Origin of the sequence: Spiroplasma endosymbiont of Dioctria linearis, from assembly GCF_964030865.1 — a bacterium.
Taxonomy (GTDB): Bacteria; Bacillota_I; Bacilli_A; order Mycoplasmatales; family Mycoplasmataceae; genus Spiroplasma_A.
This window is the reverse complement of the sequence record NZ_OZ034984.1, coordinates 1,090,055-1,112,480: the sequence shown is the minus strand read 5'-3', so window position 1 is coordinate 1,112,480 and position 22,426 is coordinate 1,090,055. Positions and strand designations below refer to the sequence as shown.

General features: G+C 25.4%; 21 protein-coding genes and 1 pseudogene. All 22 read right to left on the bottom strand.

Annotation, left to right across the window (positions count from 1 at the left end):
• Positions 1–16: 16 nt before the first annotated feature.
• The 22 genes and pseudogenes from AAHM84_RS04860 to AAHM84_RS04760 all read right to left on the bottom strand — a co-directional run bounded on the left by AAHM84_RS04860 (position 17) and on the right by AAHM84_RS04760 (position 22,422).
• Entirely contained in the window at positions 17–2,401 is a 2,385-nt protein-coding gene (locus AAHM84_RS04860) for a hypothetical protein (protein ID WP_342258782.1), read from the bottom strand.
• 12 nt (positions 2,402–2,413) lie between these two features.
• Positions 2,414–4,075 (bottom strand): hypothetical protein, encoded by a 1,662-nt coding sequence (locus tag AAHM84_RS04855; protein WP_342258781.1) that lies wholly within the window; start codon positions 4,073–4,075, stop codon positions 2,414–2,416.
• Between the two features lie 264 nt (positions 4,076–4,339).
• Positions 4,340–5,656 carry a hypothetical protein gene (locus AAHM84_RS04850; protein WP_342258780.1) on the bottom strand — a complete coding sequence of 439 codons (1,317 nt, stop codon included), beginning with the start codon at positions 5,654–5,656 and terminating at the stop codon, positions 4,340–4,342.
• The gene (gene prmC, locus AAHM84_RS04845; protein WP_342258779.1) at positions 5,646–6,485 is read right to left on the bottom strand and encodes a peptide chain release factor N(5)-glutamine methyltransferase; all 840 of its coding nucleotides are present in this window, start codon (positions 6,483–6,485) and stop codon (positions 5,646–5,648) included. Before prmC ends, AAHM84_RS04850 begins: the two co-directional genes overlap by 11 nt.
• A 2-nt stretch (positions 6,486–6,487) precedes the next feature.
• A complete protein-coding gene (prfA, locus tag AAHM84_RS04840; RefSeq protein WP_342258778.1) occupies positions 6,488–7,573 on the bottom strand; it encodes a peptide chain release factor 1 in 1,086 nt (361 codons plus the stop codon).
• Positions 7,574–7,582: 9 nt separating this feature from the next.
• Positions 7,583–8,185 (bottom strand): thymidine kinase, encoded by a 603-nt coding sequence (locus AAHM84_RS04835; RefSeq protein WP_342258777.1) that lies wholly within the window; start codon positions 8,183–8,185, stop codon positions 7,583–7,585.
• 5 nt (positions 8,186–8,190) lie between these two features.
• Complete coding sequence (locus AAHM84_RS04830) at positions 8,191–9,135, bottom strand: bifunctional oligoribonuclease/PAP phosphatase NrnA (protein ID WP_342258776.1); 945 nt, start codon at positions 9,133–9,135, stop codon at positions 8,191–8,193.
• Positions 9,136–9,143: 8 nt separating this feature from the next.
• Positions 9,144–10,994, bottom strand: coding sequence for a hypothetical protein (locus AAHM84_RS04825; protein WP_342258775.1), 1,851 nt, complete (start codon positions 10,992–10,994; stop codon positions 9,144–9,146).
• Positions 10,995–11,084: 90 nt separating this feature from the next.
• A complete protein-coding gene (rpmE, locus tag AAHM84_RS04820) occupies positions 11,085–11,375 on the bottom strand; it encodes a 50S ribosomal protein L31 (RefSeq protein ID WP_422397901.1) in 291 nt (96 codons plus the stop codon).
• A gap of 203 nt (positions 11,376–11,578) precedes the next feature.
• Positions 11,579–12,415: an SPE_1075/MLC_0560 family membrane protein gene (locus AAHM84_RS04815; RefSeq protein WP_342258774.1), complete on the bottom strand. Its 837-nt coding sequence runs from the start codon at positions 12,413–12,415 to the stop codon at positions 11,579–11,581.
• A 42-nt stretch (positions 12,416–12,457) separates the two neighbouring features.
• Positions 12,458–12,631 (bottom strand): helix-turn-helix domain-containing protein, encoded by a 174-nt coding sequence (locus AAHM84_RS04810; protein ID WP_339030034.1) that lies wholly within the window; start codon positions 12,629–12,631, stop codon positions 12,458–12,460.
• 31 nt (positions 12,632–12,662) lie between these two features.
• Positions 12,663–13,556: a class II fructose-1,6-bisphosphate aldolase gene (gene fba, locus AAHM84_RS05475; protein ID WP_425289579.1), complete on the bottom strand. Its 894-nt coding sequence runs from the start codon at positions 13,554–13,556 to the stop codon at positions 12,663–12,665.
• A gap of 156 nt (positions 13,557–13,712) precedes the next feature.
• Positions 13,713–14,159, bottom strand: a pseudogene (locus tag AAHM84_RS05470) (hypothetical protein); the annotation flags it as partial.
• Positions 14,160–14,204: 45 nt separating this feature from the next.
• The gene (locus AAHM84_RS04800) at positions 14,205–15,800 is read right to left on the bottom strand and encodes a CTP synthase (protein WP_342258772.1); all 1,596 of its coding nucleotides are present in this window, start codon (positions 15,798–15,800) and stop codon (positions 14,205–14,207) included.
• Positions 15,801–15,858: 58 nt separating this feature from the next.
• Positions 15,859–16,317 (bottom strand): DNA-directed RNA polymerase subunit delta, encoded by a 459-nt coding sequence (rpoE, locus tag AAHM84_RS04795; RefSeq protein WP_342258771.1) that lies wholly within the window; start codon positions 16,315–16,317, stop codon positions 15,859–15,861.
• 20 nt (positions 16,318–16,337) lie between these two features.
• Positions 16,338–17,528, bottom strand: a complete 1,191-nt coding sequence (locus tag AAHM84_RS04790) for an HD domain-containing protein (RefSeq protein WP_342258770.1) — start codon at positions 17,526–17,528, stop codon at positions 16,338–16,340.
• Between the two features lie 10 nt (positions 17,529–17,538).
• Positions 17,539–18,966, bottom strand: coding sequence for a glutamate--tRNA ligase (gltX, locus tag AAHM84_RS04785; RefSeq protein ID WP_342258769.1), 1,428 nt, complete (start codon positions 18,964–18,966; stop codon positions 17,539–17,541).
• Positions 18,953–19,441, bottom strand: coding sequence for a 2-C-methyl-D-erythritol 2,4-cyclodiphosphate synthase (gene ispF, locus AAHM84_RS04780; protein ID WP_342258768.1), 489 nt, complete (start codon positions 19,439–19,441; stop codon positions 18,953–18,955). Before ispF ends, gltX begins: the two co-directional genes overlap by 14 nt.
• A gap of 74 nt (positions 19,442–19,515) precedes the next feature.
• The gene (gene ychF, locus AAHM84_RS04775; RefSeq protein WP_342258767.1) at positions 19,516–20,613 is read right to left on the bottom strand and encodes a redox-regulated ATPase YchF; all 1,098 of its coding nucleotides are present in this window, start codon (positions 20,611–20,613) and stop codon (positions 19,516–19,518) included.
• Between the two features lies 1 nt (position 20,614).
• A complete protein-coding gene (locus tag AAHM84_RS04770; RefSeq protein WP_342258766.1) occupies positions 20,615–20,800 on the bottom strand; it encodes a DUF951 family protein in 186 nt (61 codons plus the stop codon).
• Complete coding sequence (locus tag AAHM84_RS04765; RefSeq protein ID WP_342258765.1) at positions 20,790–21,662, bottom strand: ParB/RepB/Spo0J family partition protein; 873 nt, start codon at positions 21,660–21,662, stop codon at positions 20,790–20,792. Before AAHM84_RS04765 ends, AAHM84_RS04770 begins: the two co-directional genes overlap by 11 nt.
• Complete coding sequence (locus AAHM84_RS04760) at positions 21,649–22,422, bottom strand: AAA family ATPase (RefSeq protein ID WP_339030015.1); 774 nt, start codon at positions 22,420–22,422, stop codon at positions 21,649–21,651. The genes AAHM84_RS04765 and AAHM84_RS04760 overlap by 14 nt, the downstream gene beginning before the upstream one ends.
• Between the last annotated feature and the right edge of the window lie 4 nt (positions 22,423–22,426).

Below are 22,426 nucleotides of genomic sequence, written 5' to 3'. Positions count from 1 at the left end.
AACAAAAAAATAATGGCTAACCATTACTTTTATTATATTCATATCTTGTTGTTAAAGAATTAATAATATTCCTTGGATTGCTATTGCTTAACTCACTAACAACTTTTGAAATAGATTCCAATTGATTTGAAACACTTCTAAAGTCATAAGAAACCATATTTTCTTTAATAATTTTAGTTTCTAATCTCTCTAATAAATTTTCAAGTTTGAGTATTCTTTCTTCAATAGAACTTATCTTTTTCTTTTCAAACTCCAAAATTTTTGAACTATAACTTGCACCTAAATTTTGTTGTTCTAATGCTAACTGTTCTCTAATTTTATTAATTTCATACTTATTATCATAATTGTCAAATAAGTGTTTTTCATCTTGTTGATTCACAGAGATGTTAAATCTATTAGTTTCATCATCTGAATTTAATTCATGACTTTTATTAACTTCTTCTGTTATTAATTGATTTTTACTAAATAAATTTTCTTGTATATAGTTATCCGAAGTTAACTCATTAGTGTCTTCATTTTTTGTAATTAAATCTTCATTAAAAGTGTTTTGATTTGCATAAACGCTTTCCTCAAAATCTGATTGGTTAATATTTGTTTTTAATATGTTCTTTTCTGCCAACTTATTAGATTCTTTTTCTTCAATATTTTCAAATATAAATGTCTCTTCTGCATCTTCAACTTGATTATCTACTTCCAAACTCATTTTTGGAGGTAAAGTAATATAAGACTTAGGTGAAGTCTCTATATTATTAGAATCACTTTTTACTATTTTTTGGCTTAAATCTGACTGTTTAAAATTAAAATCAGAGTATATTGAATCTATATTAGTATTTGAAGATTCAAATAATTGATTTATATCCATGTTAACAGCTCTAGCTAATTTCTCACTAATTGATGATTGTTCCAAAATATCAGATTTCAAAACATTTCCTTCTAAATTCTCATGTTTATTTAATTCTAAATCATTAAATTCAAAATTAGGAGAATCGTTATCTTCTTTTGATTTTACTGGTAAATTAGTTTCTATAATCTCATCCATAGACATATTAATTGCTTTTGCTGAAGGACCATCAAAATTTTGGTTAAATTCACTAAACTCTAGTTTAGGAAGATCTATCATATCTAAATCTTCTTCTTTTTTAGTTTCAATTTTATCACTAATAATTTCAGAACTACTTGAAGAATCTTTTGTAGTATCAGAAAATTCTTTAATATCAGAAATAATTATTTGATTATTATTTGAAGATTCAATATCTTCAACAATAATTCCTTCATTACTTTTTGGTTGCTGTAAATTGAAATCTTGATATATTAAATCACTTGTTACATTAGATGGTAAATCTATTTCTTCAAGTTGTTCAACAGACATATTAATGGCATTAGATTTTTGTCCTTCTATGAAATCTTCATCAAATTCAATTTCATTCAAACTAGCTTCTATTTTTTCATTAATATTATCTTTAAAAATAACTGAAGTTTGTGGATAATTATCATCTACTAGCTTATTTAGATCCAAGTGCATTACTTGATACTCGTCAGGTATTTTTATTTTTTTACCCAGTTTATTCAGTCTGATTACATTAAAATTAAATTTTCCAACAATTTCAGATTTTTTATCTTCTTCAAATGAATAAAAGTTTTCTTCAATTTCCATTCTTTTAATTTCTAATTTTGTTTTGTACTCTTTTCATTTTAAATAGTATTTTTTATTTTTTGTTTCTTTAAAGAAGTTATCTAATTGAGTTTCATTTAAAATAGGCAACGCAGAGTTATCATTTCTTTTGTTTTGTTCGTTTTCTTTTTGGGAAACCTTTTTTTGGTTTCTCAATTCTACGTTGCCAATTAACTTTCCCTCTTTTGTTACCTCTTTTTCAAATTTTCTCTCTTCTCTATAAATTGAAATTAAATTTCTTTCTTCAGCATAATTATTTAAAGCAACTGAGTCAAATAGTACTACTTCTAATAATACAACTGCTGCAAAAATTAACATTGAAGCAATAAAGAATACCAACTGACCTGTTAATAAAATAACAACTGCACTAGCTAATAAAGTTATCTTAACAAATGGTTTTGAAAGTTTTTGATGTTTTCTTAATCTAACAAGTTCTATAATTGATAAAACAATTAATACTATTGCTATTGCTATTGAAACTACAATTCAAATTAAGATTGGTTTTTCATTAAATTCAGGTTTGCCAATATTTGAAATATCGGCCTTCCCATTTGAGCCAAATATTGAACCAAATAATGGCTCTGTGAAAATATTTAAAATTTTTGTAATAATTGCTGGTGGATTTGCTGATGTCAATAATAACATAATTGCAGAAGTAGCAAATACTATTAATGATACAGACGCTACTAAGGTTAATGACCATGCAAATATAATAAATATAGCGAACATATTGTTTTCCTCCTATTTTTTTAATTGATTCCAGCTACCAGGAACTGAAATTTGTTTTGTATTTTTATCTTGATTTACTTTATTGTTAAATGTGTTGTCAATACTAATTGGAGCTCTTCTTAATAAATTTAAATTTTTATCTATTTCTTTATAGGACTCTTGTATCTCAACACCCTCTTTTCTGTAAGAAGGAGACTGAAATCTTCTTCTTCCTTCAGAAGGAGTAATTGAGCTATCAATTACAACTTCCTTGTTTGAAAGAATTGATGGATTAAATTCAGTATTAACTTTTCTTTTTAGAATTTCATGTTCTTCCAATTTTTTTTGATCTAACATTTCATTTCTTTGTTTTTCAATAAACTCATCAATATTAATTCTTAAAATTGAATCTATTCCCGGATCATATTCTTCATCTTGTTGTTGAAAAGTTTCATTCTCCCTTAAAAAATTTGATTTGTTATAATCCTGATCTTGGATATTAATTTTTTCGAAATCAGAATATTCATTCTGATATTGGTTTAATTTAAAATCCTCTTCTAAATTATTTTCAATTAGATTAAATTCCTCATTAGAATTTATCCCATCTAATATAACATAATCAAAGTTTTCAGCTATTTCATCAATTCTATTAATATCAATAACTTTTGAATCAAGATTCATTCTACAAGATAAGCCAGGTATTTTAATTAAAGATTTTGCTATAAACTCATTAATTAATAAAATCTTATTCAGATCAATTCCCTCTGTATTAGTTATTACTATATTCATTTTTTCATTAAAGTTATATGAATCCAATAAATTAATAAACTCATTAATAAACATTTTTTCTGGATCGTTTGTAATATTTAAATCGTCTAAAATATCATCAATTTCAGATGTAGTCTTACCTCAATCTGTTGCTGCTAATAATACAGAAGTTCTTTCTCATAAAATCTTCTTATCTTCTAAACTAATCTTTTCAGGTAAATTATTTATAAATTTTTTTAAAAAGAATAAACAAGGTGAAGAATATATAACAATTTTTTGTAAATCTATATAAATCAAATTCTCATTATTCATATCGTTTAATAATTCAGGATGATTTACCATTAATGTATTTTTTGAAAATAATTCTTTTTTATTTTTCAAAAAAATATATTTATCTTTTGATATTATTTTATTATTTAAATTTTTTGACTCTATAATTAGATTTTTACTTTTTGTGTTTGATTTTATTAATCCACTATTTTCATTTTCAAAAATCTCATTTAGCTTTAAAACCTTTTGACTGCTTTGATCATTAACTTTTGCAAAATTTTCATTAAAATAATTTTGTTTTGACTGATTATACACTTGAGTCTCTAAATAGGGATTTTCTCTTTTTAAACCCATTTCAGGAGATATCGAATTTGTAAAATGGTTTTCCTCAAAATCTTCAAAGTACTTATCAGATTCGGCTTTATTATATAAATAATTATTTTCTTGAGATTCTATATTTGTATATTTATTACTATACTTATTTTTTGAAGGATTTATATTATTTTTATAAGATATTTCAGGATAATCACTATAATCTATAAAACCCATTTGAGCTCCCAATCTTGTTAATCGTTCCTGTTCTTTTCTTTCTTCCAATGCTCTTTTTTCAGCTTCCTCACGTTGCTTTTTCATCCTTTCAAATGGATTTAAATACATATTATAACCTCCTAATGCCAAAATTATTATACCATATTTTTTAAAGTTTTTTACTTCTTTTATTGCAATGTAATAGATAGTTTGATATGATATATTACTTTTTTTATTAGTAATTTTGCAAAATTAAAAAGAAGAGGTTAATAAAAGCTGCTAAATATAATTTAAAAACCCCATCTTTTTTGTTTATTTATTTTATAAAGTTATTATAACATAAAAATACTGCACTTTTACCTCTAGAGCGCATTGATACAGTAAAGATAAAGGCTAAATATTATTTTGAATTTTCTTATATTTTATGAATAGAATTGTATAAATAGTTGATAAAAAACTAAGGCTTATTATTGTTTGTGAAATATACTTTAAACCACTCATTCAAGGTTCTGAAATTAAATTATCACTATCAAATGGAAATCCATATGTATTTTTTAAATAATTAAAAGATAGTGCGTTTGGATTAACTTTAAAAGTCCCATTATTTCATAAGTTAGTTATTCTTTGTGATTCATGACTTGAATATGTAATTGCAACTAAAACAGATAATATTTCAATTAATAAAATAATAAACTGAAAAGTAAACGTTGATTTTGAAGTATTTCAATCTTTAACATAAGCAGTAATAAAAATAAAAATGCTTGCCATTAAAAAGCCAGAAATTATAATAGGTAGAAATTTAATTGCAAAATAGGAATTAGTGATATTTACTTCTTCTATAGAAATACCATTATATGTAACTGACTTATATAAATCTTTGACAATAAAGGTTCAATTAAGCATTGAATTCATTTTTGTTCCAAAAATAGTCATATTAATTATATATGCTAGTGGAGGAAGAAAAACTAAAGCTGTTGCTATAATTAATCAAAATGAAATATTTTTACTATTATTTAAGGAAAATTTCTTTACTAACTCTTTAAATTTGGAACCACTATTTTCTTTAAAATTACTACGTTTTATTGCCACTTTATTATATTGTTGATTTTTAAATCAAATAGTTAAAAAAAGTATCACTGCTATGATTTTAATAACAGCTAACCATCATGTAGTACTATCAGATGCTCACTTATACTTATTACCAGTACTCTTTATGGACATATTATAAAAAACATCTTGCATTTCTTTTATTGCTTCTGATTCAAAAATTGAGTTATCCTTCTGAGATAAAAAATCAAAAAGATTATAAAATTTTGAATAAGAATACTCAGAAATTGCTTCTAGAACAATTGAGAGAACTGCAAACATTGCTATTATCATAATATACAAAGCCTTATAATAATTTGAAAATTGTTGTTTTAAAAACAACTTTAAAAATCCAATTAATATAAAACCAATAATTAAAAAAGATATTGATACTCACATCAAAATTTCAATTTCAAATTGACTAACTACTAGGTTTTTACCAAAGTTATTTTTAACAACATCTAAGTGATTTAAATAATAATTAAGAGATTCATTAATATTTATAATAATAAGAAAAGTTATTGATTGAATAGATAAAATTAAAAAAAGCAATAAAAATTTAAATACTAAATTATTGTTAACTTTAAATTTATCTATTTTAAATTTATCCCTATTATTTTCCATAAATCTCCTTAGAAGTAATTATAAACATTCTTCAATTATTTGAATAATCTTTTTTGAAATCTATATTATATTTTACTATCTTTCCAGAAAAAATATTTTCTATTTCCTCCTTTTGCTCAAATCCGAACTCACAAAAAATAACTAATTTACTATTTAATTGAAATAGGAAATCTAATTTATTTACTAATATTTTATAAAATTCTAGACCTTCTTGTTTTGCAAAAAGAGCTAAATGAGGTTCAAAGTTTTTAACACTATTTTCAATATGTAAATCTGATAATTTAATATATGGAGGATTAATTGTAATAAAGTCAGGAATTATCTTAGTCTGTTCAAAAATGTTTAGAAAATCAGATATGAAAGTTTTAGCCCTTTTATTATGCTTCTTTAAATTTAATTTTGCAACTTTAATAGCTTGTGGTGAAATGTCAGTTAAATATAAATTAACTTCAGGCTGTAAGTTTTTCAAAGTTATACCTATGCAACCACTTCCACAACATATATCAAATAAATTCTTATTTTTAAGATCATATTTTATAACTTCTTCAACTATACACTCTGTTTCTTGTCTTGGTATCAAAACATATTCATTTACAAAAAAATCATATTTATAAAAATATTTATTGTTTAAGATATAAGAAAGAGGTTTTTTAGTTTCTAAAAATATTTCAGCTATTTTTAAAAATAAATCTAATTCACTTTTTGATAAAGACATATCAGTTAAAAAGTTAAAATCAGATTTATTTGTTACATGAATTATTATTTCTTTAAAGTCATTTGATGTAAATACTAATGGCACATATTTTTGCTTTAGTTTATAAATATTCATATTTAACCTTGTATATGTTGAGTAATCATATTTTTTTGTTCATCATTAATTAATTCAACAATAATTTCATCCAAATTACCTTCCATTACCTGGTCCAACTTATTTAAAGTTAAGTTTACTCTATGGTCTGTAACTCTATTTTGAGCATAATTGTAAGTTCTAATTTTTTCACTTCTTGCTCCTGTACCAACAGCATTTTTTCTCATACTTGCAGCTTCACTTTGTTGTTTTTCAAGCTCTGCTTCATAAATTCTTGCTCTTAATAAAGTCATTGCTTTATCTTTATTATCATGTTGACTTCTTCCATCTTGTGATGCTGCAACTATCCCCGTTGGAATATGTGTAATTCTTACAGCTGAGTCAGTTGTATTAATATGTTGTCCACCTGCACCAGATGCTCTATAAGTATCGATTCTTAAATCCGCTGTTTTAATATCAACTTCAACATCACTAACCTCTGGAAGAACTGCAACAGTTGCAGTTGAAGTTTGAATTCTACCTTTTGATTCAGTTTTAGGAACTCTTTGAACTCTGTGACTTCCAGACTCAAATTTCATTTTTGAATAAACCTTATCTCCCTTTAACATAAAAGAGATTTGACTAAATCCACCCGCTGTTGATTCATTAGCATCAATTACATCAATTTTTCAGTTATTTTTTTCAGCATATTTTGTATATAGTCTAAATAAATCTCCTGCAAAAATATTTGCTTCATCTCCACCTGCAGCACCTCTAATTTCAAAAATAACATTTTTATCATCATTAGGATCTTTGGGCAGTAATAGAAGTTCTAAATCTTTTTCAATAACTTCAATAGCTATTTGTTCTTCTTCTAATTGAAGTTTAGCAAGACCTCTCATTTCTTCTTCTTTTTCAGTTTCTAAAATTAGTTTTGCTTCCTCAATATCCTTATTAACTTTTTTATACTCTTGATACTTTTGAACAATTTCTTCTAAATTTGATCTCTCTTTATTTAACTCTGTTAAGAGTTTAATATCTTTTAAAGTTTCTTCCTTTTGAATTATTTCATCAATTGAGTTAACTCTATTTTCCATTACGTCTAAAGCTTCTAAGGTTTTCTTATTCATCATATTCTCCTATTCTGGCTTAATGTAACAATGTCTACATCTAGCCTCATATTTTTCATTTGCCGAAATTACAATTATTGGTTCATTTGCCTTTGCTGGTTTACCATCAATTATTCTTTGAGTTCTACTAGCATTACCACCACATGAATGACATATGGCACTTAACTTATCAACATATTCAGCTTCAACAAGTAATCTGTCCACATTTTTAAATGGATTATTTTTAAAATCTTTGTCTAAACCATTAACAATTGCAATGACACCCTCATCAGCAATTTTAGATATGACATCAACAACATTATCATCTAAAAATTGAACTTCATCAATACCTATTATATCAATTTTTTGCTTTGCATTTTGCTCTTTAAAAATTTTATAAATTTCTTCACTATCTTTAACAGTAACTGATTCAATTCTCATTCCAGAGTGTGAAAATACATCTTCTTTTGAGTATCTTGTATCTATTAAAGGTTTAAAGACTAAAACATTTTGTTGAGCATGTTTGTATCTATTTAACCTTTTAATAAATTCTTCAGTTTTACCAGCAAACATACAACCAGTTATTAGCTCAATTCAACCTCTTTTACTATTCAAGTTCATTCTGTAATTCATAATCTTTATTTCCCCTTTAATTTAATTAAACTAGATAAATCATCAATTAATTTATCTAATTCCTTCCAACTGCTAATATTAGCTCCTGATGCTAGCTTATGCCCACCACCATTATATTTTTTTGCCACTGAGTTTATATCAAAATCTCTACTTCTAATAGAGATTTTTATTTTATCGCTTCCAGGAGTTTGATAAGCCATAAGTCAAATTTTGACTTCCTCAATACCTCCTAAAACGCTTAAAGCACTTTTTATTTCCTCATCTCCAAGATTTATTTTTTTAAAAACTTTTTCCTCAACTTTAATAATTCCAATAGAGTTGTTTTCTAAAAATTTGGCCATTCCAAAAGCTTGATTATGTCACTTTGCTAACTCAAATTTTTTTAAAAATAAGTCAGAATAAATATCAGTAATTTTTATTCCAGTTTGAGAAAGTATCATTGCAGCTTGAAAAGTTTCTCCATTTGTTTTGTCAAAAAGAAATCTTCCAGAGTCAGTTACTAAACCATAGTATAAAAAACTAGCTGCCTTTTTTGAAATATTTAATTTATTTTTATAAGCCCAAAGAGTTATAACTTGAGTACAAGCAATTGCACTTGAATCAACAATTTTATTTTGTCCAAATTTATCATCTTCTAAGTGATGATCTATTTTAAAAACTTCCTTGACAATATTTTTAAATAAAAAATCCACTCTTTCAAAATTTGCAACATCCACTGTTATTAAAATAGAATCAGTTATTACTTCCTGAGTTAAAATATCTTCAGATTCTTCTCTTAAACCCAAATTAAGTTTTTCTCCTACAACATAAACATTTTTATTTTTAAAATTATCTAAAATAATTTCTTTAAGCCCATACGCACTACCCTGGGTGTCTCAGTCCGGAGATACATGCTTAGCAATTATTATATTTTTATAATCCTTTATTTTTTTAATTAGAGTATCTTTCATTTTTCTCCTTATAGCACTTTTAATATTGACTCTTCTGTTAAATATAATTTAACTTTTTCATTATTATTATATTTTTTTATTGAGTAAAAATATAATTTTAAATCATTTTCTTTAGTTATAACTTCATACATATTTGTATCTAAAAATTCTTTGTTATAGTTAATTATTCCAGTTATCTCTAAAATAATATTTCCATTCTCTTTTTTATTGGTTGATACTTTCATTGGATTAATTATTATTTGACCTGCTTCTTTAAATTTAGAACTTTGAATTTTTAAAGACTCATTCATAGTTTCTAATTTTTTACCATCATACTTATAATTGAATCTATTATTTTTTGCAAAGAATTCTCCTCCATAAGTAGTTCAGTTTTTTTGCAAAACTTTTTCAAAACTTGTTTCAGCTATTTCATTTTCATTAATTAAATAAATATTCTTATTTAATTGCGGTATTTCATAAATACTCTTTTCAATAAAAACTATTGAGAATTTGGGATTAATAGTTAATAAATTATTTATTACTTTTAATAATTCTTCTCTCTCCAGCTGATTTATTTTTGAAAAGACATTATAAAAAATAATATTATATTGCTTTAAATAAATAGCAGTTAAAAGTTGAAATCATATTTCTTCCATTCTATTGAATTTTAACGAAAGAATATTAAATTCAAATCCAAGTTCTTTTGCAGTTTCATCAATAAATAAAAGTGACTGTTTATATATAGTTATTATCTCACTTTTCAACATCTGTTTTTTTTCTCTAAACTCTTCAATATTTCCTTTTTCACATTCATCATTTAATATTTTTTTATGATACCTATGCATTACTTCAACTATTTTACCTCTTAAAGTATTAGCCTCATCTGATAGACCCTCAAAAAACATTTTTTCTTGCTTAATTTTAAATTCAAATCTCTGGTCTTCAGATGCCCTTCTTCAAGAAAATAGTTCTTCTAGGTTTTTAATTTTTTTAGTTTGTGTCTCAGATTTATCCAATTCAAAAGTGATTTGTTTTTTTAAGTTTTTGATAATAAAATTAGTTTTTGACAATTTTCTTTTAATATCATTTACTTTTAAATCAATAATTTTTAATTGCTTTCTTGTAACAAAATTTGTTTGATTGAAGTTAAGCTCTTTTGCTAATTTTCTTTTTTGTCTATCTTTTGCCTTTTTTGTATTATATTCACAAGTACATAATGAAGATAATTCCATAAAAGAGTAAACCTTATCTCATAAAGTTTGCAAAAAAGTTTGCATTAACTCAAGATTTTGATTTTTCTCAATTAAATAATAATAATCCTTAACAATAATTTTTATATGATCCTCTAGGTTTCCAAAACTTTTTTCTAAATTTTTATTATTAAAATCAATAATTTGTTCCAAAAATTCAGACAATCATTGTTCTTCAATATCTAATGAATTATTAATAAATTTAGATATCATATTTTCAACCTTATCTCTCATTTCTAAATCTGTTTTATTATTTTTTGATGTAGAAAAAGATAAATATGAATACTTTTTATCAATGTAATTTATTTTAGCCTTACTAAGAAAATTTTTATTTAATAATAAAGATGTATATAGTCAAAACTTTTCAGGTCATTTTTTTAATAACTTATTAACTCCTATAATTGAAACTTTCTTTTTAGTTCATTGTTTATTAACCATATCATACTGATTAATTTTAAAAATTCCGGACCTAACAAGGTGCTTACCTTGCAATACATTTCTAAAATTTTTTCTTAAATATCTATCTTGAGAAATTACTGCTACAATTTGAGAATCTTCACATTTAAAATTAATTGTTTTAGGCAATAATTTTCTGTTAAAAAATTTAACATTTGAAATTGTAAAACTCATATAAAGACCCCCATAACTTTATAATTGTATAACATTTTCAATAAAAATAATAAAACTAGACTAATTGATAGTCTAGTTTTTTGTATTAAATTATTTTTTAGCTTCTTTTGCTTTTTTTTCATTTTCTGCTTTTTGAGCTGCTGAAGCTTTTTCTGCTTCAGCTAATTTAGCATCTTTTTTAACAAATTTTTCTTTGAATTTTTCAACACGTCCCTCTGCGTTTGCAAAGTTTTGTTTTCCAGTGTAAAAAGGATGACAATTTGAACAAGTATCTATTCTTACTTCTTCTCCTTTTGTTGATCCTGACATGAATTCATTGCTACAAGTTGTACAAACAATTTTAGCTTCAAAATATTGTGGATGTATGTTTGCTTTTGGCATGTTTTCACCGTCCTTTATTTAAAGTCTTTCTAATACAAGTTAAATAATACCATATTTTTAATAAAACTTTTCTTTTTTAAGTATTTCTTATATAAATAATCAAATTTTTAATAAAAGTACTTCTAATAAAACTGTATATAAAAAGCAACAGCTTAATTTATTTCCTTTATGCTAAAGAGTCTACAACTTCCTTTTTAAGACTCTTATAATTCTTTATTTACTACAATATCTTCCTTATTATTCATTTTTTTATAATCAAAGACCTTATCTAAAATAATTAAAATTTGATTGACTAAAGGTCCCACTAAAAAAGTAAAGCATATTGTTCCTAATCCAAAGTTTGTTAATAAAAAATCAGTTTTACTTGCTCCTTCTCCTTTAACAAATGGAAAAAAGGCAAAGGATATTAACAATATTGCAATATCTATTATTAATCTGCCCTTAGAATAATTTATTTTTGTTAATCTTAAAAATTGCTTACAGATATTATTAAATGGTCCTAATAATCAGCCTGATTTGACTCAAAAGGCTATACCTAATACAAAAAATAAAAAACCTGCTATAAAAATTAAATTTCTAGCTCCTGGTATTAACTCTCTAATACCCATTTGACTTAAAGGAGTTATAAATAAACCTACAATTTGGGGTACTATAAAAGTTATAATTATATCTGCCAAAATAAATCATGAGAATTTAAATCAAGCACTTTTACTTTTTGTTTTTTTATATTCATCAATAGTTGGTTTAATTGAAAAACAAATGGCAAACAATATTAAAACAATATAAAGAGTTGTTAAACTTATAGCGTAATTATCATAAACTCCTTGTCCAACTTTTCCCTCTTTTACAAAAGGTATTGAGATGGAAAGTACATTATAAATAAGTCAGTCAATTTGACTTCCTCCAACAGATGGTTGCTGATATAAAGCCAATCCAAATGCAGTTAATAGGATACCTAATATAAGTAATATAAATTTAACCATAATTACTTTTCAATTTTTTGAAAAACTCTTCATACTTTCATTAAATAAATTTTTCATATTTTAAATTTCCTCTTTAATAAAAAAATAGGCTAAAAAAACCTACTTTTCATATTTTGTTTTTAAAGCTTCTTCTCCACCTTGTTCATATCTTTTAACTCAATTTCTTAAAGAAACTACACTAACATTTCTTGTTGGCGCAAACTGAGTAGCTGTAACACCACTATTTTTAAAATCTCTAATAATCTTAATTTTCTCTTCAACTGTTAAATGCATAATGTAATCCTCCATTATTTCATTATTAATATTATTTAGCTTTTCCTTGACAACCAAACACTTTTGTTAAATCTAAGAATGTTTGTTTTATTGCTTTAAATCCTGGAGCTAATAATTTACGTGGATCAAATCCCTTAGCTTCATCATCTAAATCCTTTTTAGCTTCAATATATTCTCTTGTTGCATCTCTGAAAGCTAATTGCAATTCTGTATTAACATTAATTTTTGAAATTCCTAATTTAATTGCTTTTTCTACTTGGTCTTGAGGAATTCCTGAACCTCCATGCAATACCATAGGTAAGTTACATGCTAACTGTAATTCTTGTAATGTATCAAATGATAGTGATTTTCATCATTCTGGATATTTTCCATGAATATTTCCAATACCTGCTGCTAGCATAGAAATCCCTGTAGTAGACATTTCAGCAGCTTGTTTAGGATCTCCTAATTCACCCTCACCAACTACACCATCTTCTTCTCCACCAATTGAACCAATTTCTGCTTCAACTGAAATTTCATGTTTATTTGCAAAATTCATTAATTCCCTAACTTTTGAAATATTTTCTTCATATGGTAAATGAGAACCATCAAACATTACTGATGAATATCCAGCTTCTATACATTTTTTAGCAGTTTCAATTGATTGACCATGATCTAAATGTAAAGCAACAGGAACAGTAATATTTAATGAATCTAATAATCCATTAACCATTCCTACTACAACATTTGGTCCACCCATATATTTCATCGCTCCCTCTGATGTAGCAATAATTACTGGTGTTTTAGATTCTTGAGCAGCTTCTAAAATAGCTTTAGTTCACTCTAAATTATTGATGTTAAAATGCCCAATTGCATATTTATTTGCATGTGCATCTTTAATCATTTTTGTAGAATTAACTAATTTTGAATGATAAATTCTTGACATATTTTTTCCTCCTAAAGTTTTATTATACCTTATGATTATACTCCTTATTTTTGATAGACGAGATTTTTTTAAGTATATTAGAGTGGGAGCTTTCACTTTTGAACTAGTAGACTTAATAATTTTTTGCTCTATTCCAATTTTTTTAAAATATAAATATAAAATTAGGGCAAGTAATGTATTAGTAAAATATTGTATTGTATCTGTTAATAATTCAACAATAGCTAAGGAAGAATCAAATAAAAAATATGCGTATAAGACATATATAAAAACTCATAAATAACTAATAAAAATATTCAAATAAGATGAAATAAAATTTTTTAAAACTATAAAACTTATTCCAATTAAAAATTTTACAATAATTGTTATAGGTATATAAATAATCCCACCTGTAAATAAATCAGTTAAAACTCCTGCCAGTATTGCAGATAAAATTGATATAAATGGATTAAGAAAGTCCAAAAGAGCAATATACAAAAAATCTGATACTTGAAAAATACTTTTACCAGTTCCAACTGAAATTAGATTAGTTACTAATCCAATAATAAACATAACAGATGTTAATAAACCACAAATTGCTATTTGCTTTGAATTAATCCTTTTCATAATCTCACCTTAAATTAATTTTAGATAAAAAAAACAAAAAATATACTAATACTTTTTGTTCACTGCATTTACAAATCCCATAAATAAGGGATTTGGTTTATTTGGTCTTGAAGTAAATTCAGGATGATATTGAGCTGCAATAAAGAAATCATTTTTAGGATATTCTATTATTTCTACTAAATCTTTTTCTAAATACAAACCTGAAAAAACCATTCCATTTTTTTCAAAGTCACTTCTAAAAGTGTTATTAAATTCATATCTATGTCTATGTCTTTCAATAACTTCATTTGATTTATAAAGTTCATACGCTAACGTATTTTCTTTTAGAGAAGTTACATATCTTCCTAATCTTAAAGTTCCACCAATATTTTCTCTATTTTTGCCTTCTAAAATATCTATTATTGGATATTTTGTATTTGGTTTTAATTCTGTTGTATTAGCGTCCTTTAAGTTTAAAACGTTTCTTGCAAATTCAATACAAGCTACTTGCATACCAAGGCAAATACCTAAATAAGGAATGTTATTCTCCCTTGCAAATTTGGCCGCCAAAATTTTTCCTTCAACACCATCTTCACCAAAACCGCCTGGTACTAAAATACCTTTTGCATCTTTTAATTCCATTGATATATTTTCTTGTTTTAATGTTCTGGCATTTACTCAATTGAATTTAATTTTTTTACTAATCTCATAACCAGAAAATTTTAAAGATTCCATAACTGATAAATATGCATCACTTAATTCAACATATTTCCCAACTATATGAATTGTTAAAACTTCTTTTGATTTTTCAATATTATTAACAAATTTTTTTCAATCTTTTAAATTAGTTGGCTTTAATTTTAAACCTAACTGTTTTGCTGTAATTTTATGTAGATTACCTTCTTCAACAACTAAAGGCACTTTATAAATTGAATCACTATCTGGACAAGCGATAACATTCTCTACTGGAATACTACATAATAAAGAGATTTTATCTTTAAGTTTTTTATCAAATTCTAATTCACTTCTTGCAACAATTACATCAGGTTGAATTCCTAAATTTAGTAATTCCTTAACTGAGTGTTGAATTGGTTTTGTTTTAAATTCTCCAGATACTTTTAAATAAGGTAATAATGCCACATGAATAAACATTACATTTTCCTTACCTTTTTCCATTCTAATTTGTCTTAAAGCTTCTAAAAATGGTTGAGATTCAATATCTCCTACTGTACCACCAATTTCAGTAATAACTACATCCGCTTTGCTTTCAACCTCTGCAGCATAAATTCTTTGTTTAATTTCGTTAGTAATATGCGGAATAACTTGAACAGTTTTACCTTCATATTTACCATTTCTTTCTTTTTCTAATGCCTCATAATATATTTTTCCAGCTGAAGTTGAAGATATTTTAGAAAGGTTTACATCAATAAATCTCTCATAATGACCTAAATCTAGATCAGTTTCTCCCCCATCATCTGTAACATAAACTTCCCCATGTTCAATTGGATTAATAGTTCCTGGATCTATATTTAAATATGGATCAAATTTTTGCATAAATATTTTTAATCCACTATTTTTTAAAAGTACTCCCAATGAGCTTCCAGTAATTCCTTTTCCCAAACCAGAAACAACTCCACCAGTAATAAATATGTGTTTTACCATAATCTAATTCCCCCAAAAATAAAAAGTAGTTAGTTAAACTACTTGTGATTAAATTCTACTAATAATCATCGTCATCATCATCATCGTCGAAATCATCGTCGAGATCTTCATCTAAACTTATATCTATAGAATCATCATTTCCTTTATGATTTAATAATTTTTTAATTTTACCAACATTTTCTCCAGTATCATCATCAAAAGTATCAATACCAAGAATTGAATCAGTATCAAAATCTTCAAACTCTTCTGTTGTTTCAAATTTATCAACATATTCATATTGTTTTTTAACATCATCAAATTTTAGATATTCTCTTAAACCTCATTTACCATCTGAAGTCAATGCAAATCTATTGTCAAGAACCAAATCACTGTATAGTTCAGCTATAATTTCATTTTTGCTATCATTATCTCCATGTATTTCTTTTGAAATTGTATTTCAAATATCTTCAAATGAAGCGTCATCTTTACATTGACTTAGGTAATCATAGGCCAAATTAATTGGTGATAGTTTACTCATAAGATTTTCCCCCATAATTTCTATTCTACATTATACATTGGAAAAATATATATTTTTTTTATTTTATTATTTCAATCAACATTTATTATTTCTGATAAGTCTTTTATATTAGTTAATTTATCATTATTTAATATGTATATATTTTCATCTTTTTTTTCAGAACTGCGTTTATAAATCGAGATATCTCTTATTGTAGCAATATCAAAGTAATATTTACTATTACCTTGAAATTCAGTTTTCATTTTTTCAATTGTCTCTGAAGAAAGATCTGAAGATACTTTTAATAATTTTCGATTTATTAATCTATTTGATAAATCCTTTAAGATAATATCATCTTCATCTCTTAATACTTTAAATATTTCAAACATTGTATAATCATCTAAATTAGTATACTTTTCTAATGGCATAATTTTATTTTCAAATACTTCTTTAAAAATCTCAATTGTCTTTGATGCTCTAAAATGATATTTATCAATATATAAGTCCTTTAATCTTTTGAATCACATTTTAAATGTATTATCAAAAGCAATAGAAATTTTGTGTTCATACACTTGTTTAAACATATGATATCTTCCTAATAAAAAATTCTCAATTGCATTTATGGCTTTATTTGTAAATACAATTTGACCTTCATGAATTCTAGCATTTCTTATTATTCAATCAATATCAGGTTTAGAATAGTTAACTCCAGCCCCTTTTGAATCTCTTAATAAGTAATCTAACCTATCTGCATCCAACTGACTTGAAACTAGAAAATTCACTATTTTATTTTTATGTTTACCTTCAATTACTGAAACAACCTCTTTAGGATTAATTCCATTATTAATTAGTACTTTATTAATTTGAGTATTTCCTCTTATAATTTCTACAGTATATTGCTCATGAGATACAGCAGATATCAACTCAAAAGTATGTGAAAATGGACCATGTCCCACATCATGAAGTAAACCTGCTATTTGTAAAATCTTTTTATCTTTTGCTGAAATATTTTTATTAATAATTTCATTTTCTAAAAACTTACAAATAACGTGATAAACACCTATACAATGAGAAAACCTTGTATGATTGGCACTTGGGAAAACAAATTGTCCTCCACCTAGTTGAATAATTCTTCTTAATCTTTGAAATTCATCTGTATCAATTAATTCTGAAAACACTTTATCCTCAAAATAAATTTCTCCATGAACATTATCTCTTATAAACTTTTCCATAACCAACCTCTTATTTAATACTATTTATATTAAGTATAACTTGTTCTTTTCCTATCAGTGAAATTGTTTTTGCCAACTCTGGACCATGTTCACTTAAAGTTGTAAATATTCTTACAGGCATAAATAAATCTCTACCTTTTAATTCAAATTTTTTACCAATATTATTTATCAAAGCCTTAATGTTTTCTTCATTGAATTCAACTATTTTTTTTAATTCATCTTCTAAAAAAACTATTAAATCTTTTTTAATATTAAACTCTGCCAAAATATTTTTTGTTTTATCATCTATTTTCTTACTAAAGAAAATATCTAAATGATCATTAATTTGAGATGCGAACTCTAATTCTTTTTTAAATAAAAGTAAAACAGATCTGATTCAGTTATCCTTTTTATTTTTAATTTCAAACTTATTTTTATCAATAAAATTAATCACTAATTTTATGTAATCATCATCACTAATTTTTTTTATTCATTGACTATTAATTCACTTCATTTTTATCATGTCAAAAGTACTAGGAGATTTAGAAAATCTTTTTTCATCAAAAATTTTTATTAGTTCTTCTTTAGTAAAAATCTCTTGCTCACTATTTGGACTTCAACCAAGTAATGAAATATAGTTAAAAATTGCTTCAGGTAAATAACCTTGTTCTTTATATTGTGAGATAAAAAACATTGCATTTCCACTTCTTTTAGAAAGTTTTTTCTTTGTTTCATCAACTATTAATGTTAAGTGACAAAATAGAGGTTCTTGTCAACCAAAAGCTTCATATATCATACATTGTCTTGGAGTATTTGATATATGTTCTTCACCTCTAACAACATGAGTTATTTTCATATCATAATCATCAATTACAACAGCAAAATTATATGTTGCAATTCCATTTGATTTTATAATTACAAAATCACCAATTTCTTTTGAGTTAAACTCAACATTACCACGAACTAGATCATTAATTCTATATAATTTATTCTCTGGAACTTTAAATCTAATATTAAATGGTTTTGTCTCATCATTACTTTTATTAGATAAACATTTCCTATTATACTGAGGAGCAATAATACCTTTTGCTAGTTGCATTTCTCTATCCTTTTCAAGTTCTTCTGAAGTACAGTAACATCTATATGCTTTCCCTTGCTTTAATAAAATATTTGCATAATTTTTATATACTTCAAACTTTTCAGACTGCATATATTTTCCAAAATCCTTTTTTGGATTTCTAAATGATTCATCTGGTAGAATGCCCAATCATTTCATATTATCAAATTGAGAGTCTATTGCTCCATCAACATTTCTATCGATATCTGTATCTTCAATTCTCAAAATAAAATCTCCATTATAGTGTTTTGCAAAAAGATAGTTCATTAAAGCTGTTCTTGTATTTCCTATATGTAAATAACCAGTTGGTGATGGCGCGTATCTTAATCTAAATTTTTCCATTTTCATTTTCCTCACTTTTATAAATTAATATATTACAATAACTTGTAATTATATTTTTAAAGTTTCCTTCTGTGGTAGTAGCTTTTATTGATATTTGATCCAATCCAATATTTAAAATCTCTGAAAGATTTTTTTTAATAGCAGCTTTAAAATTTATAAGATTTGGTGCATCAAGCTCTATTAAAATATCTATGTTAGATATTTTATATTTTTTTTTCTTCAAAAGAGTTAAAGAATCTTTAACCATAATAATTGATTCGAAATTTTCTTTCATATTTTTTGAATTATAATTTTGACCTAAATCTTCTTCTCCAAGTGATCCAAAGATAGCCTCGGCTAAACTATGAAATAAAACATCTCCATCACTATATGCATCAACCTTAGTTTTTGAAGGTATATTAATTCCACCCAGTAAAATATAATCTCCAATTATTAAATTGTGCATATCTTTAGAAAATCCAACTTTAAATTTCATACTTATTCCTCTTAACAAAATAATTATAAAATAAAAAATGATTTATAACTAATTAAAGTTATAAATCCTTAATACTATTTATTAAATTTAAAAAAACAAACATCTCCATCTTGAACGATATAGTTTTTTCCTTCAAGTTTTATTTTTCCGCTATTCTTTAAACTTTGTTCATCTCCAAGTTCAAAAATATCTTCACACTTATAAACATCAGCTTTAATAAAACCTTTTTCAAAGTCTGTATGAATAATTCCAGCACATTGTGGAGCATTAAAACCATCTTTGAACTGTCATCCTCTTGCTTCTTGAGGACCACAAGTAAAATATGTCTTTAACCCTAGCGTTGAATATGCAGCTTTGATTAGTTGTTCAAGTCCTGACGTTTCAATTCCAGCATCTTGTAAAAAAACCTCTTTGTCATTTTTTTCAAGTTCACTTAAATCCTCTTCAATTTTTGCAGAAATTTTAACAACTTGTGAATTACATGATTTAGCATATTCTCTAACAAGCTTTACATAATTATTATCTTCTCTAACTTCGTCTTCACCAACATTAGCGACATAAATAATTTTTTTTGTTGTTAAAAGTTGAAATGATTTTAAAGCAATTTTTTCTTCTTCACTAAAATCAAGTTTATTTAATAACTTACCATCACAAAGTTGAGTTGCCAGTTTTTTAAGTAAAGTATATTCAAAGATGATTTCTTTATCTTTAGTCGACTTAAATTTTGGTTCAACTTTCGCAAGTCTTTTTTTAACGGTTGCTTCATCAGATAAAATTAATTCTAGCTCTATTATTTCAATATCTCTTATCGGATCAACGCTTCCCTCAACATGAGTTATTTCCTTTGAATCAAAGCACCTAATAACTTCACAGATAGCATCTGTTTCTCTGATGTTTGCTAAAAAGGCATTACCTAATCCTTCACCTTTACTTGCTCCTGCAATTAAACCAGCAATATCAACAAATTCAATTGTTGTATAAATAGTTTTTTTTGATTTGAATATATCAGCTAATTTATCTAATCTTCAATCTGGTACTTCTACAACTCCAACATTTGGTTCAATTGTTGCAAATGGATAATTTGCTGCTTCAACTTTTGAGTTTGTAATTGCATTAAATAAAGTGGATTTCCCAACATTTGGTAAACCAACTATCCCTACTTGTAATCCCATATTATTTTCCACTTTCTACTTTTTTAATTTTTTTTAAAAGATCATCTTTTTGAAATTCTAATATTATTTTTTCATCTATATTAGATTGCAATTTATAAATAGTACCAATCCTTAAAACAATTCAAAATATAGTTTTACTTGGATGAGGCTTTTTTAAAAATACTTTATCTCCTAAATTAATCTTCATTAGTTAATCCTAAAATCTCTAAAACTCTATTTAAATCAGATTCGTCTGAATATCTAATAGTTAACTTACCATTTTCAATACTCACTTTTGTTCCAAGTTTTCTCATCATCTTATTTTCCATATGAACTATTGAGTTATTTTTAGAATCTTGTTTTTTTTCATTTTTTGGTAAATTACTTTTTTTAATTAAATTTTCTACTTCTCTTGAAGTTAACTCTTTTTCTAAAATTTGTTTAAATATAGAATCTAATAATTTTTCATTATTAACAATTGCTAATAAAGGTTTTGCCTGACCCATTGATACTTTCTTTTGTAACATAGCATCTTGTACTTTTTCAGGCAGATTTAAAAGTCTCATAATATTTGCTATATGTGATCTTGATTTACCAACTCTTGTTGCAATATCTTCTTGTTTTAGTTTTAAATTATCTGAAAGCTTTTTATATGCAACAGCTTCTTCAATATCCAATAAATCAACTCTTTGAATATTTTCAATTATTGCAAACTCTTCCATTTGACTTTCACTTAACTCTAAAACTATTGCAGGAATTTTCTTAAGTCCTGCCAACTTAGCAGCTCTAGTTCTTCTTTCACCTGCAATAATTTGATTCTTACTATTAATTATAATTGGTTGAATTATACCATGTGTTTTAATTGAACTTGCAAGTTCGTTTAGTTCCTCTTTTTCAAAATTCTTTCTTGGTTGATATGGATTTGCAACAAGAACTTTTATATCTATCATTGTCTTATTATCTTCAATTTTGTTTTTATCGTTTTCAATAACACCAATAATATCTGAAACTGATTCTCCAAAAATATCATCTAATCCTTTAAAATTATATTTTCCTTTAGCTTTGGCCATTTTCTTTTAACACCTCTTTTACAAACTCAATATAAGCAATTGAGCCAGCTCCATTTTTATCATATTCATATATTGATTTACCTTCCATTGAAGATTCAGATATTCTAACATTTCTAGGAATAACTGATTTGTAAACCTTTGGTCCAAATGTTTTCATTATTTCTTCTAAAACATCGTGTGCTAGTTTTGTTCTTGAATCAAACATTGTTACTAATACACCTTCAATAGTAAGATTTGGATTTAATGTCTCTTTTACTTTTTTAATAGTTCTTAATAATTGCGCCACTCCATGCATTGCATAATGCTCTGCTTGTATCGGAATTAATACTGTATCAGAAATTGCAAGTCCATTTCTATTAATTAATCCTAAACTTGGTGGGCAATCAATAATAACAAAATCATAATTATGCCCAATTTTATTAATTTCTTCTCTTAAAACATTTTGATTATTATTTTTTTGTTCTAAAAGAATAAGGTCAACTGCTGCCACATCAATTGAACTTGGTGCCAAGTCTATATTTTTTTTAATATTTTTGATAACTACTTCACCAAGTGTTTTTTCTCCCACAAAGACATGATACATACTTAAGGTATTACTATCTATTTCAAAGCCCACTCCTGTTGTTGCATTGAACTGGGGGTCCATATCTATAAGTAGTACCCTTTTATTTGCCAGAGCAAGGCCGCATGCTAAGTTTACTGAGGTTGTAGTTTTACCAACACCACCCTTTTGATTCGAAACTGAAATTACTTTTGCCATAAAA